Annotated in this window: 7 protein-coding genes and 1 pseudogene; 6 read left to right on the top strand and 2 right to left on the bottom strand. The window is 43.7% G+C overall.

The genetic code is table 11. From position 1 onward, the window contains the following. Nucleotides 1-230 precede the first annotated feature (230 nt). The 6 genes and pseudogenes from ADI76_RS11740 to ADI76_RS09090 all read left to right on the top strand — a co-directional run. Nucleotides 231-326, top strand: a pseudogene (locus ADI76_RS11740) (CPBP family intramembrane glutamate endopeptidase); the annotation flags it as partial. 146 nt (nucleotides 327-472) lie between these two features. Further along, nucleotides 473-2,704 (top strand): glycoside hydrolase family 31 protein, encoded by a 2,232-nt coding sequence (locus ADI76_RS09110; RefSeq protein ID WP_049515983.1) that lies wholly within the window; start codon nucleotides 473-475, stop codon nucleotides 2,702-2,704. A 69-nt stretch (nucleotides 2,705-2,773) separates the two neighbouring features. Further along, nucleotides 2,774-4,381, top strand: coding sequence for an alpha-glucosidase (locus ADI76_RS09105; protein ID WP_049515980.1), 1,608 nt, complete (start codon nucleotides 2,774-2,776; stop codon nucleotides 4,379-4,381). Nucleotides 4,382-4,971: 590 nt separating this feature from the next. After that, entirely contained in the window at nucleotides 4,972-7,221 is a 2,250-nt protein-coding gene (gene metE / locus ADI76_RS09100; protein WP_049515978.1) for a 5-methyltetrahydropteroyltriglutamate--homocysteine S-methyltransferase, read from the top strand. Between the two features lie 113 nt (nucleotides 7,222-7,334). Then, nucleotides 7,335-8,210 carry a methylenetetrahydrofolate reductase [NAD(P)H] gene (gene metF / locus ADI76_RS09095; RefSeq protein ID WP_049515976.1) on the top strand — a complete coding sequence of 292 codons (876 nt, stop codon included), beginning with the start codon at nucleotides 7,335-7,337 and terminating at the stop codon, nucleotides 8,208-8,210. A 132-nt stretch (nucleotides 8,211-8,342) separates the two neighbouring features. After that, nucleotides 8,343-11,279, top strand: coding sequence for an AAA family ATPase (locus tag ADI76_RS09090; protein ID WP_049515974.1), 2,937 nt, complete (start codon nucleotides 8,343-8,345; stop codon nucleotides 11,277-11,279). Between the two features lie 146 nt (nucleotides 11,280-11,425). On the opposite strand, the gene hutG is transcribed toward ADI76_RS09090, so the two are convergent. Together hutG and hutH are read right to left on the bottom strand one after the other, a co-directional pair. Next, nucleotides 11,426-12,418 (bottom strand): formimidoylglutamase, encoded by a 993-nt coding sequence (gene hutG, locus ADI76_RS09085; RefSeq protein WP_003005508.1) that lies wholly within the window; start codon nucleotides 12,416-12,418, stop codon nucleotides 11,426-11,428. An 84-nt stretch (nucleotides 12,419-12,502) separates the two neighbouring features. After that, complete coding sequence (gene hutH, locus ADI76_RS09080; protein ID WP_049515971.1) at nucleotides 12,503-14,044, bottom strand: histidine ammonia-lyase; 1,542 nt, start codon at nucleotides 14,042-14,044, stop codon at nucleotides 12,503-12,505. Nucleotides 14,045-14,256: the final 212 nt, after the last annotated feature.

The raw sequence follows: 14,256 nt of genomic DNA, 5'->3' as shown, positions 1-14,256 counted from the left end.
ACCACTGCGTCTTGCTCGACAATCCAAAAACAATTGAGAGGCTAGGACTTTTGTCCCAGCCTCAGAATCATTTCACCTATTTTTTAACTAAAATAGGTGAAATGATTCTGCAGAAATATGATTTTTAAGTTTTACTCCGCAGACACCCTCTGTATCTTAATTTAGTCATGGAACTTCCTGGATTGCTGAAATCATCCACTGGATAATTTCACCTAACGTCCGTCCTCAAGGTCGTCAAGAATCTCTTGCCATTTTTCCTCATGCATGCCTTGGCAGATATGTTTGGATCGAGTCTCATGTATCTCTTGGTCCATTGGGGAAGTTGATCTTATAAAATTTTAGGAAAGGCTCTGTCAGGTGTTGACAGGCCTTTTTTTGAGTGCTATAGTAAAATCGTAAACGCCTACACGGAGAGGCGGAGCAGATAAAAAGCGGGCAGTCAGATGCCCTATAAAACGAGGAGGAAAGACAAATGGCAGGATCAGTGATACAGGGAGATAACTACCGAATCTCCGTATTAACGGAATCTTTGGTTCGCTTAGAATACTCAGAGGATGGTGTTTTTGAAGATGGTCAGACGCAAGTTGTGCAAAATCGTGATTTTGGACCTGTTGCTTATGAGGTCGTAGAGACAGAAGAGGTCCTCGATCTGCATACGGAGCATCTCCACCTTCATTTTGAAAAGGGACCTTTTACACCGGATCGGCTTTTTATCGAGCTCAAGGGTCAGTATGCAGTCTATGGTAGCCGGTGGCACTATGGAGATCAGCCTGAGACCTTGAAAGGGACCAGTCGGACGCTTGACGAGGTCGATGGAGCTATGGAGTTGGAAGATGGGATCTTGAGCAAGGCCGGTTATGCTCTTTTGGACGATTCCAGTTCCTACTTGTATGATGTCGAAAGCGGATATAGAGCACGGCCATGTCCAGAAGTGGATCTGTATTTCTTCGGTTATGGGCGCGATTATCTAGGGGCCTTGAAAGATTTTTACCATCTGACGGGACAACCACCCCTCTTGCCACGTTATGCTCTGGGAAACTGGTGGAGTCGGTATTGGCCTTATACCAGTCAGGAGTACACAGATTTAATGGATCGTTTCAAAGCTGAAGGGGTGCCTTTGGCTGTCAGTGTGATCGATATGGACTGGCATAAGACAGCGATTCCTGCTCGCTTTGGAAGTGGTTGGACGGGCTATAGTTGGAACCGGGACTTGATTCCTGATCCAGCTGCCTTCTTACATGGTCTTCATGAGCGTGGTTTAAAGGTGACCTTAAATGTCCATCCAGCAGATGGCATTCGCGCCTTCGAAGATGCTTACCCTATGGTCGCAAAACGCTTGGGATTAGATGCGGAAAAAGAAGAAGCGGCTAGCTTTGACTTTTACAGTCCAGCCTTTCGCGAAGCTTATTTCGAAGATGTCCACCATCCCTTGGAAAATCAAGGAGTCGACTTTTGGTGGATTGATTGGCAACAGGGAAGTCATGGCAAGATGGATCCCCTTTGGTTGTTAAATCACTATCATTATCTAGACAATTGCCGAAAAGGCCAAGCTGGTCTCATCTTATCGCGTTATGGGGGTCCTGGCAGCCACCGGTATCCGATCGGTTTTTCAGGGGATACCATTGTGACTTGGGAATCCCTAGCCTTTCAACCCTATTTTACCAGCACAGCTTCAAATATCGGTTATACGTGGTGGAGTCACGATATTGGTGGCCATATGCGGGGTTACTATGATGAAGATTTGGCTCTTCGCTGGTTGCAATTTGGGGTCTTTAGTCCGATCAATCGTCTCCATAGTTCTTGTAATGCCTTTAACAGCAAGGAACCGTGGTTTTACTCGCCTGAGACCTGTCGCTGGATGAAGCAGTATTTGCGCCTGCGTCACAGCTTACTGCCTTATCTTTACACCATGAATGTGGCGACGCATGAAGAAGGACTGCCTTTGGTTCAGCCTCTCTATTACCATTACCCAAACGAAGAAGAGGCTTATGAGGCTAAAAATCAATATTTCTTTGGTAGTGAACTCATGGTGGCCCCAATTACAGAGGCTCTGGATCCTGTCTATCATAGTGCTTCTGTGAGTGTTTGGTTCCCAGACGGAGTTTGGTATGATTTCTTCCATGATTGGAAGTACGAAGGAAAAGGCAAGCTTACAGTCTTTAGAGCTAGCCAGGATATTCCGGTCTTTGCGCGTGCAGGAGCCATCATCCCTATGGATGCACAACCGCAGACAGGGGTAGAGCTCCCAGAAATGCTGGACTGGCATCTTTTCCCAGGTGACAATCGTTCCTTCGTACTCGTTGAAGGAGAAGGAGATAACAGGGTTGAAACCCGCCTAACTGTCAATTGGGATGAAAGAAAGATTAGGCTGGATGTAACAGGTGATCGAACGCTGCTTCCTGAAAAGAGACAGCACCGGTTCTTCCTCCATACCTTTGAGACAGCCCCTATCTTAGTGGACAATCACAGTCAGGAGATTGCGATGGGTGAGCTGCAATCGCGTCCTACCGCAAAAGAAGATCGGATGTTTGAGCTCTTGAAATCTGCCAACATGGCCTACGATAGAAAGAATGAATTATTTGCGGCTTGTTCAACAGCCAAGGATTGGAAACAGTTGATGAAGATCATTACGCCTTTAGAGGAAGGTTTGCGTCAACGTCTCTTTGAAGTGATTTATTCCAGTGAAGAGAATGAAGACTTGTAAATTCTTGCAATTTCACCCCTATTATTGTAAGATGAAAGTGATTTCACAATCATAAAGGAGAAGAAAAAAATGGAACAAAAATGGTGGCATAATGCCGTAATTTACCAAGTTTATCCAAAGAGTTTCAAGGATAGTAATGGCGATGGCATCGGGGATCTCAAGGGGATCACGAGCAAGCTAGACTACTTGGAAAAATTAGGGATTACAGCGATCTGGCTCTCACCAGTCTACAAGAGTCCCATGGATGATAACGGCTATGACATCTCGGATTACGAGGATATTGCCTCCATCTTTGGGACTATGGAAGATATGGAAGAATTGATCGCAGAAGGCCATAAACGCAAGATCAAAATCATTATGGACTTGGTAGTCAACCATACCTCTGATGAGCATGCTTGGTTTATCGAGGCACGTGAAAACCCAGATAGTCCAAAGCGGGATTTCTATATTTGGCGCGATGAGCCAAATGGCATTATTTCTGCTTTTAGTGGCTCTGCTTGGGAATTTGATGAAGCATCAGGCCAATACTACCTGCATAACTTCAGTAAGAAGCAACCAGACCTCAACTGGGAAAACGAGGAGCTTCGTCATCAGATCTATGACATGATGAATTTCTGGATTGACAAGGGAATTGGTGGCTTCCGTATGGATGTCATCGATATGATCGGTAAGATCCCAGATCAGGAAATCATCAGCAATGGTCCTATGCTCCATCCTTATTTGAAGGAAATGAATCAAGCTACCTTTGGTGATAAGGATCTGCTCACCGTGGGAGAAACTTGGGGGGCGACTCCAGAGATTGCTAAGCAATATTCCAATCCAAAAAATCAAGAATTGTCCATGGTCTTCCAATTTGAACACATTGGTCTTCAATACCAACCGGGTCAACCAAAATGGCACTACGCTAAAGAATTAGATGTGCCAAAATTGAAAGAAATTTTCACCAAGTGGCAGACGGAATTAGGAAAAGATGAAGGCTGGAATTCCCTCTTTTGGAACAACCACGATCTCCCACGGATTGTGTCAACTTGGGGGGATGATGGCGACTATCGTGTCAAATCCGCCAAGGCTTTGGCTATTCTGCTTCACTTGATGAAGGGAACTCCGTATATCTATCAAGGGGAAGAAATCGGGATGACCAATTATCCATTTAAGACCCTCGAGGATGTAGAAGATATCGAGTCAATCAACTATGCCCATGAAGCCTTAGAAAAAGGAGTGCCACTCGAAGTGATCATGGATCAGATCCGCCATATTGGTCGGGACAATGCACGGACACCGATGCAGTGGAATGATGAAGCAGAAGCTGGCTTTACGACAGGTCAACCATGGCTTGCGGTCAACCCAAACTACAAAGAGATCAATGTTGAGGCTGCTCTAGCAGATCCAGACTCCATTTTCTATATCTACCAAGCTCTGGTGGCCTTGCGAAAAGAGCATCCTTGGCTTGTGACGGCTGATTATGAATTGGTGGACGCAGTAGACAAAGTTTTTGCCTACAAGCGGGTAGAAGGAGTGCAAGCCTACCTCGTCGTTGTCAATCTCTCAAGTCAAGAGCAAGACTTACCACTTGTCAATGGAGTTGAAGAGGTTCTCATTGCCAATACCAAGGTGGAGCAAGTCCTCGAATCGGGCAAGTTAGCCCCTTGGGATGCCTTCTGTGTCAAATTAGCCTAATGAAGCAAATGAAAAAATTAAGGAACGAACTTCCTTATAAAAGCAGGTCTTTCTCAATAGAGAAGGCCTGTCAGATTGGGAACGACGTCATCTAAAAAACTTTCCTTAGGTGAGTTACGGACGTCAGCGAACTTCTACGAAGTTCCAAGACTAATTATTGAGCCTTAGGTCTCAATAATTCCGAGTGCTAGAAACACTATTGTTTCTAGCACTTTTCTCACGGCGGAAAGTTTCAGTAGATGATAGAATAATTCTAACTAATAAATTTTTATAGAATTTATTAGATTTATTAGATTTGTAAACAAGAGCAGTTTGTTTATGCTCCCACGGGTCTTTCTTGGTAGAGGAGGCCTGTTTTGCTTTTTAGGGGCTGTTCTTCTAGCAGAATCTGCTCAAAAATGGTTCGGTGATACATGGGCTATAGGAAATATTTATAGGCAGTCCTAGTTTTTACTTTTGATCACTGGTCCCAAGGCCTATTAAATCTTTGTTATAGTTTTTGCCTATATCAAAATTCGTGTAAAAGCAATTATACAAGACGGCTATCTTCTGATATGATAGAGTCAATTAGAATTTTTGGAGGACACAACATGTCAACTACAATTATCGGTTTCCCACGTTTGGGTGAATTCCGTGAATTAAAATTTACAACTGAAAAATACTTTAGAAAAGAAATCTCAGCAGACGAGCTCTTGGCAGCTGCCAAAGACTTGCGTGCGAAACACTGGAACATTGTCAAAGAGCAAGGCATCTCAGAAATTCCTTCAAATGACTTCTCACATTACGACAATTTCCTTGATGCGGCCTTCCTTTTCAACGTCGTGCCTGCATCTGTTCAAAACTTGGATTTGACAGACCTTGAACAATACTTTGCTTTGGCGCGTGGTTACCAAGGTGAAAAAGGGGATGTGCGTGCCCTTCCGATGAAAAAATGGTTCAATACGAACTACCATTACATTGTTCCTAAATTTGAAAAAACAACAGAAGTGAAATTGGCTGGTCACAAGATTTTTGATGAGTACCAAGAAGCTAAAGACTTGGGCCTTAACACTCGTCCAGTAGTCGTTGGACCCTTCACATTCCTTCAATTATCTGACTTTGAAGATGGAGTGAAAGCAGAAGACTTCGTCGACAGCCTGGCTGCTGCTTACCAAGAAGTCTTTGCAAAATTGGCAGAGCTTGGTGCGACTCGTATCCAACTCGATGAGCCAGCTCTTGTCAAAGATTTGTCAGCTGAAGAAAAAGCCCTCTTCTTGAACCTCTACAACAAACTCTTGGCGGACAAGAAAGGCCTTGAGGTCTTGATTCAAACCTACTTTGGTGATGTTCGTGATGTCTACAATGACCTTGTAAACTTGCCAGTAGATGGTATTGGTCTTGACTTTGTTGAAGGAAAGAAAACACTTGAATTGGTGAAAGGTGGCTTCCCAGCTGATAAGACCCTTTATGCTGGTATTGTGAATGGGAAAAACATCTGGCGCAACAACTATGAAAAGAGCTTAGAAATCTTGGATCAAGTTCCAGCTGAAAAGGTTGTCTTGACTACTTCTTGCTCCCTTCTTCATGTGCCATTTACAACTGCTAATGAAGAATTTGAACCAGCTATTTTGGACCACTTCGCCTTTGCGGTTGAAAAATTGGGTGAATTGCGTGACTTGGATGCCATCCGCAATGGTCAAGGTGCAGAAGCTCTTGCTGCCAACAAAGAACTCTTCGCAACCGAACGTGTCGGAGCAAATGCTGAACTTCATGCTCGTATCGCAGCGTTGACAGAAGCAGACTACACTCGTTTGCCAGCTTTCGCAGAACGCGAAGAAATCCAAAAAGAATCCTTCAAACTTCCAGCTCTTCCAACAACTACCATTGGTTCATTCCCTCAAACGAAAGAAGTTCGTGCTAAACGTTTGGCCTTCCGTAAGGGTGAATTGACTCAAGAAGAATACGATGCCTTCCTTGCTGAAACAATTGATGAATGGATCAAATGGCAAGAAGAAGTTGGATTTGATGTGCTGGTACACGGTGAATTTGAACGGAACGACATGGTTGAGTACTTCGGTCAAAACTTGTCAGGTTACCTCTTCTCTAAAAACGGTTGGGTACAATCATACGGTATGCGTGGGGTGAAACCACCAATCATCTGGGGTGATGTCACTCGTCTCAACCCAATCACTGTGAAATGGTCTAGCTACGCACAAAGTCGTACGGATAAACCTGTTAAAGGGATGTTGACTGGACCTGTTACCATCCTTAACTGGTCATTCCCACGTGAAGATATCTCTATCAAGGATTCTACTCTTCAAATCGCTCTTGCGATTAAGGATGAAGTTCTTGACCTTGAAGCTGCAGGCGTGAAAATCATCCAAATCGACGAGGCTGCTCTTCGTGAAAAATTGCCACTCCGTCGCAGCGACTGGTATGAAGACTATCTTGATTGGGCGATTCCAGCCTTCCGCTTGGTACACTCAACTGTAGCGCCAGATACACAAATCCACACGCACATGTGTTACTCAGAATTTACAGATATCATCCCAGCTATCGACAACTTGGATGCGGACGTTATCTCATTTGAAGCTAGCCGTTCAAACCTTGAAATCTTGGATGAGTTGAAAGCCAAAAACTTCCAAACAGAAGTTGGACCTGGGGTATACGATATTCACTCACCACGTGTCCCACAAGACGGTGAAATTGATCACACTATCGAAGCGATCTTGGCGAAAGTACCAAGTGGCAAAGTTTGGATCAACCCTGACTGTGGTTTGAAGACTCGCGGAATTAAAGAAACAAAAGAAAGCTTGATCAAACTAGTTAATGCTGCTAAAGAAGCGCGTGAACACTTGTAAGAAAATGTTTCGAGGACCTTCTATCATCGTGTAGAGGGTTTTCGAATCATCCCTTATCCTAGAAACAGTGGCTCAGAGTTCTTGATCAACGAAACAAAAGAAAAGGATAGAATATGTCACAACACACACCGTCTCTGTCATTTGAAGTTTTTCCTCCAAATCCTGAAGTAGGCAATGCCAAACTCTTACGTGCTTTGGCAAATATGCAGGAGCTAGCCCCTCACTTTATCAGTGTGACCGCTAGCAATAACAAATACAATATCAAAGAGACGACGGTTGCTTTAGCCAATCATATTCAGAATGAATTGTCTATTCCGACCATTGCCCACTTACCGGCTATCTATCTCAGTAAGGAAAAGGTAGCAGATACCCTTCATGAGTTAGATCAAGTAGGAGTTCACCGGATCTTGGCCCTTCGTGGAGATATTATTCCTGGTGTGGAACCTTTAAAAGACTTTTGTTATGCAACGGACTTGATTGAATTTATTAAAACAGAAGCTCCTCACTTTGATGTGATTGGTGCTTGTTACCCAGAAGGTCACCCAGATTCTCCAAATCAAATTTCAGATATTCAAAATCTGAAAAAGAAAGTGGATGCTGGATGTTCGAGCCTAGTGACTCAACTTTTCTTTGACAATGAGCGTTTCTATGACTTTCAAGATAAGTGTACTTTAGCTGGGATCAATGTTCCTATTCATGCAGGAGTGATGCCGATTCTTAACAGAAACCAGGCCCTTCGTCTCCTCAAAACTTGTGAAAATGTTCATATCCCGCGGAAGTTTAAAGCCATTCTAGACAAGTATGAGCATGATCCAGAATCTCTTCGCGCAGCTGGCTTAGCTTATGCAGTCGATCAAATCGTTGATTTGGTTACTCAAGATGTGGCAGGTGTCCATCTTTACACCATGAACAATGAAGATGTCGCTTACCACGTCTACCAAGCAACAAAGGCTTTATTTGCTCATCAACCGAATTTTGAAGTGAATTAATCAACACTTTTAGTAGGAAGTGTAGAGATTGAGAAAGAATAGTTCTCAGTCTCTTTTTATTCGGGTCAATCACTTGCTAAAAACCAACTTTTTTTTTATAGTATTAATATGAAGTTTTTGGAGGCGCTTGCAATGAAAAAAGAGCTCAAGCTGAAATTATTTGGACCCCCTAAGGTTGTTTTTAATCAGAAAGATATTCGTTTTTCTTTTTCGAAGATGGAGGCCTTATTTTATTACTTAGCAGTTATGGGCCAGGTCAACCGTGATGAAATCGCCGGTATTCTTTGGGGAGATAAGGAAAACCAAGTAGCCCGCAAAAACTTACGGAATACGGTTTACCAAGCCAATAAAATCTTTGAGGGAGATATCATTGTCTCTCCAAGCCGGAGCAGTTTGGCTCTTAATCCTCATTTGAGTTTTTCTTTGGATGTCCAGCTCTTTGAAAGAGATCCACTAAGTGCCTTGGATCTTTATCGGGGAGACTTTTTAGAGGGCTTCTATGTCAAGGATGATGAAGACTTTGATCAGTGGGCTTCTCGCAAACGGGATGCTTTTAGGAAGCTCTACATCGAAAGCTGCTATCAAAAAATTAAAAAGGTTGGTTTCGGAGATCCTAGTATAGAACTCTTGCTCCATCATTTGGTAGAGCTGGATGAATTTGAAGAGAAAAACTACCAGCTCTTGATGGAGTATTATAGTTTCCATCACCAACTAGGAAAATTTTTCGAGACCTATTATAAACTTGTCGATTTATTGGATCGCGAGCTCAGTGTGCGTCCCAGTCGAGCGATTGAGGAACTTTATCACTCCGTTTTGGAAGCCAAACGAACTCATAAACTGACGAATCGCTTGAATATCCGTGAACTTTCCTTTTTTGGCCGGAAACAAGAACTCTCACAACTCGAGGAATACCTTTCCTTAGTCGAGACGGGTGAAGCAGTAGGTCCTTTTCTCGTGATAGGGCAATCTGGAACAGGTAAGAAACGTCTGTTACGACAGTTGGTCTTGATGTCCAATCGCAGTTTTAACTTTATCAAGGTTGAAGGAAAAGCTACTAGTCAACGCTACGAAGGAAGTATTTGGAATGATCTCAAACAAGCTCTAGAGAAACTGGGAGATGAGATGGGGATTCCATTTCTGGAAGGGGAGGATGATCTCATTTCAGTGTGGAATCAGCTTCAAGGCCTTAGCAAAGAAAAACCGCTCCTGATTCTTCTTGAAAATGCCCAGTGGATCGATGCAGTGTCTCTAGAAAAAGTGAAACAACTAGAAGAGCGAAGAAATCAGGAGAAATGGCAACTAATTTTCACAGCGGAAGAGCCCCTACCAGATTTCTTTGTCAACTTCTTGGGGGGCTTGAAGGTAGAGAAACGCTTGTCTCAACTAGAGTTGACCAATTTTGAACCAAGTGAAAGTCGTGCTCTCTTGAAAGGGGAACTGGGAGCAATAGAGCCGGCCGTGATGGAGCAGATGGTCGAATGGAGTGAGGGCAGTCCGTTCTTCCTGTCCAGCTATATCGAAGAGTGGAAAGAAAATGAAAATTTAGAGCCCTTGCCGGATATCATCCAAGCTTATCTTTCTCAGGAACTTGGGGATATGAGCAGTGAGGAAGAGGCCCTTCTTTACTACTTATCTTGTTTTCATAAGCCAATCTCTCTGTCCATCCTGGCGGAATTGACGGCTACAGAGCTTCCTGTTTTGATAGAATTAGTCGAGCCATTATCTGAAAGAGCGATCATCTCAATCGTAGAAGAAGGGGAGGATCTCTTGGTTCAATTTTGCAAGCAATTGGTAGCCATGTACTTTTACCATCTCCTCTCGCCAGCTAGACGACGCCTCTTCCACCAACAAATTGCGCAAAAATTGGAAGAAACCTTAGAAGATTCGACGGACCTTCTCTTTTATAAGGAAATTGCCTATCAATACAAACAATCGCAAAATCCCTTGCGCTCCTTATCGTTTGAGTTGACCTACTTAGAAGAAATCCTTCAGCTGGAGCATGAACTGTTTCCGATTTATTCCAAGGCAGATGAGGGGTTCCTATCAGATGGTACAAATAGCTATTTGGACATTTTGGAAGAGCTATCCCGCCTACGCCAAGAATTAGATAACCTATTTTCAAGGCACCAAAGAGATAGAGAATACAAGTATTTGCAACTGCGTTACTTGTACCTAGAAGGTCGCTATTTTATTCGAAGTGGGGAGTATCAAAAGGGGATTCATGATATCCAAAAAGTCATCTCCTATGCGCGGGAACTCAAACAGTCAGACTTCCTCTTAGAGGGTTATCGGCAAATCATTTATTATTGCATTCAAACTGAAAATATCTCTGAGATGGCCTATTATACAGATTTGGCTCTGGAAGATGCCATCCAAGCCAACAATCATGAGGTCATCGCGATCCAGTTGCGCTTGAAAGGCTTGTATCATCTGATGGTTGGGGATGAGGAGCAGGCGACCCGGCATCTGTATCGCTCCATTGATTGCTTTAGTTTGACCAATAGTATGCAGACCAAGTATGCCATTCAAATTGCGGCTTCTTTGGCCTACCTCGCTGAAATAGAGCAAATTAGGGGCCATTTCCAAGTAGCCGTCACCCACTTAGAAGAGGTCTTGCGTTTGGTGGGAGATCAAGCGGTTGATTCTGTCCGTGTCGTATTTGATATTGATTTGGGCATCGCCTATTATTGGAAGGGAGATTTGGTTCAAGCACGCCTCTGTTTTGACAGAGCCCAGAAGATTTTATCCAGTGTTCGTTTCCCTTGGAAGGAAGAATTGCTCGAATTTTATCAATCCTTAATCGCCTGCCAGCAAGGGGATCAAGAGAAACTTGCGGATTATTTGGCTCGAAAAGAAAGGACGATGAATCCATCTGCTAATTCACGGGATAAGGGGATGGTTCATTATCTATTAGCTTTCTTATCTAATCAAAAGGAGAAGGGAGAAGAGCTCGATCCTGCCCTGAGTACCTTCTTGAAAGAAGAGAAAAATTACTATAAAAAAGTGGCAGAGCAACACTTGAATCCCTACAGAGATCGTCAGTTTCTTAAGAAATTAAAAGACATGTAGGGTGCCTAAAAATAGGGAAAGGATAAGTGGTCAGGCCTCCTTTCGGATCTTTGTCGGAAAGGCTACTGCGTCTGATAATGAAGAAAAAGCATAGAAACACCCTAGCAATGAGTGTTTCTATGCTTTTTTCGTGACTCGAAATGTTCTTAGTTCAGTTTTTGTTGCGCCAATATTTGGGTTAAGTAAAAGATAAAGGTCGCAGCAAGATTTGAAGTGTGGTTATCAATGTCATGAGGAGGAGAAACTTCTACGACATCAAATCCGATTAGCTTACCACTAGCGGCAATGTGTTGGAGAAGCATGAGGGCTAGTTTGGGATCGACTCCAAGTGATTGGATGGCACTAACACCAGGGGCAGAACCGACCGCAAAGCAATCCATATCAATAGAAAGATAGACCGCGGTTTGGTTTTCTAAAAATTGATCGATTCGATCCAGAATGGCTTGGTGACTCATCTGGAAGAGATCTTGGCCAGTTAAGAAATCAATGCTTGGTGTTTTAGCGACATAATTAAAGAGGAAGAGGTTGTTATTGTGCTCTTGGATCCCAAGGATGAGGTAAGGGAAGTCCTGACCTTTTTCTTTAGCATGATCAGCCATTTGACGAAAACCCGTTCCAGAATTGGGCCCGGTTTGGTCGTAAGGACGCAGATCAAAGTGGGCATCCAGATTGATCACAGCCAGTTGTTCATCCTTTTTCAAGCTCGATTGGATCCCTAGGTAGTGGCCGTAAGCAGTTCCGTGACCGCCTCCTAGGACGATGGGTTGGATTCCTAATTGGTACATGCGCTGGATCGCTTGTGAGAGACTTTCTTGGAGTTCTTCTAGCGAATGGTTGGGCCCGTCGATATTTCCCACATCATACACTGTTACATTGGTTCCCCAGTGCCATGGAAGTTTGGCGATTTGAGAACGGATGGCTGTAGGACCCTCGACTGCTCCTACGCGCCCATTGTTGATATAGACTCCTTTGTCGCTCTTAAAGCCGATGATCCCAAAGGTCATCCCCTCAAATGGAGTGAGGGTCTCATCATTTAGGTCTAAAAATTTAGTAACCATTCCCCATTTGGCAGTGTAGGGATTGTCCTCGATGCTACCTTGGTAGTAGCTATAGGTCATTGGATAGTAGTTTGTGAGCAAGGTCGTTGCCTCCCTTATATTTTTTGAAAGCATGCAGAGGCTGAGAAAATCGCCAGCCTCTGTTTTTGTTATATCTTTACTGTATCAGTATTGAATGCTTAAGTCAACTACTTTTTCGATAGTTGCTAAGAATTCTTCACTTTCGACAACAGCAGATGCCTTATTGAGTTCTTCAAAGATTTCGATGTCTTTGTCAAATTCAATGAAGGAAACCTTGTTGCGGATCAGGTCATAGGCAGGTTTTGTACCTTTACCAAGTTCATGATTTTCTGGTTTGAGATCCAAGGCTTGGCAGGCTGCCATGATTTCAGTAGCAACGATGCGACGGGAGTTCTTAAGAATTTCAGCCGCTTTACGAGCTGCTGTTGTTCCCATGCTGACGAAGTCTTCTTGGTTTTCACAAGATGGGATAGAATCGACGCTAGCTGGGTGAGACAAGATTTTGTTTTCAGATGCAAGGGATGCACACGCATACTGGGTAATCATGAAGCCTGAGTTGAGTCCAGGGTGTTTAACCAAGAAGGATGGTAATTTACTAAGCTGGCTGTTGACCAAGCGTTCCACCCGACGTTCAGATACGTTTCCGATTTCAGAAAGGGCGATCCCTAGGAAGTCAAATGGTTGTGCCATTGGTTCTCCGTGGAAGTTCCCGCCGGAGATGACGTGGCCTTCTTTAGTAATAATTGGATTATCTGTCACAGAGTTGATTTCGATTTCAACTTTTTCTTTTACATAAGCAATAGAATCCTTGCTAGCTCCATGGATTTGAGGGATACAACGGAGTGTGTAAGGGTCTTGGACCCGTTGTTGGGTTGCTACCGTTGTGTTCTTGCTTCCTTCAAGGAGGTTGCGGATATTGCGAGCGGTTGCCAATTGTCCACTTTGAGGACGGATGGTATGAAGGTCTTCTTCAAATGGACTGGTAATCCCATTGTGGACTTCCATTGAGAGAGCACCGGCAATGTCAGACAGTTTAAGCAATTGAATACCGTCGTAGGTTGCAAGAGCTCCGATACCGGTTAGAACGGTTGTACCATTGATTAAGGCAAGCCCTTCTTTGGCAGCCAATTGGATCTTTTCAATACCAGCTTGGTCGAGAGCTTCTTGACCGCTTAAGAGTTGACCCTTGTAGTAGGCCTGTCCAAGTCCCAACATTGGTAAAACCATGTGAGATAGAGGGGCTAAGTCTCCAGAAGCTCCGAGAGAGCCTTTTTCTGGAATATAAGGAGTCACCCCTTTATTGAGCAATTCCAACAGTTTTTCAACAGTTGACAGACGAATGCCAGAATAGCCTTTCAAGAGCGAGTTGATACGGATCAGCATGATGGCACGAACGGCATCTTCAGGAAGTGGATCACCGAAACCAGATGAGTGTGTTCGGATCAAGTTTTCTTGCAGTTGAACAGTATCTTCTGGAGAGATGCTGACATTACAGAGGGAACCAAAGCCAGTGGTCACACCATAGACAACTCGTTTTTCACGGACGATATCATCGACAATTTTACGGGATGCGATGACAGCTTCTTTTGCTTGTTCGTCAAGCTCACATTGGGCACCATGGCGAGCTACAGCGATGACGTCTTCGAGTGTTAAGCTATTGCCGTCTAAATGAATCAATTGAGTCATATAAAACCTCCGATTATGAGTAGTTGTTCTGTAGAAGTAGGTTTTTGTACTTCAATTTGAATACCAAACATGGGCCCATTGTCTATTGATCTTAAGAAGTTTGAGAAGAGTCTTAGAGAAAAGGGCTCAGGTTTGATATTCGTGAAAGCATAGATGGGCTGGGGAATAGAACCTAAGTCTACTCCCGCCAGAGGTCCCATCTAGTGTATTAA

The sequence above is a fragment of the Streptococcus parasanguinis genome, from assembly GCF_001074805.1.
Lineage (GTDB): Bacteria > Bacillota > Bacilli > Lactobacillales > Streptococcaceae > Streptococcus > Streptococcus parasanguinis_A.
This window is presented reverse-complemented; position numbering and strand designations above follow the sequence as displayed.

Bases quoted from the DNA above. Each gene is read 5' to 3' on its own strand.
- ADI76_RS09110 (WP_049515983.1), top strand. From the start codon at position 473: ATGGCAGGATCAGTGATACAGGGAGATAACTACCGAATCTCCGTATTA.
- ADI76_RS09105 (WP_049515980.1), top strand. From the start codon at position 2,774: ATGGAACAAAAATGGTGGCATAATGCCGTAATTTACCAAGTTTATCCA.
- metE (WP_049515978.1), top strand. From the start codon at position 4,972: ATGTCAACTACAATTATCGGTTTCCCACGTTTGGGTGAATTCCGTGAA.
- metF (WP_049515976.1), top strand. From the start codon at position 7,335: ATGTCACAACACACACCGTCTCTGTCATTTGAAGTTTTTCCTCCAAAT.
- ADI76_RS09090 (WP_049515974.1), top strand. From the start codon at position 8,343: ATGAAAAAAGAGCTCAAGCTGAAATTATTTGGACCCCCTAAGGTTGTT.
- hutH (WP_049515971.1), bottom strand. From the start codon at position 14,044: ATGACTCAATTGATTCATTTAGACGGCAATAGCTTAACACTCGAAGAC.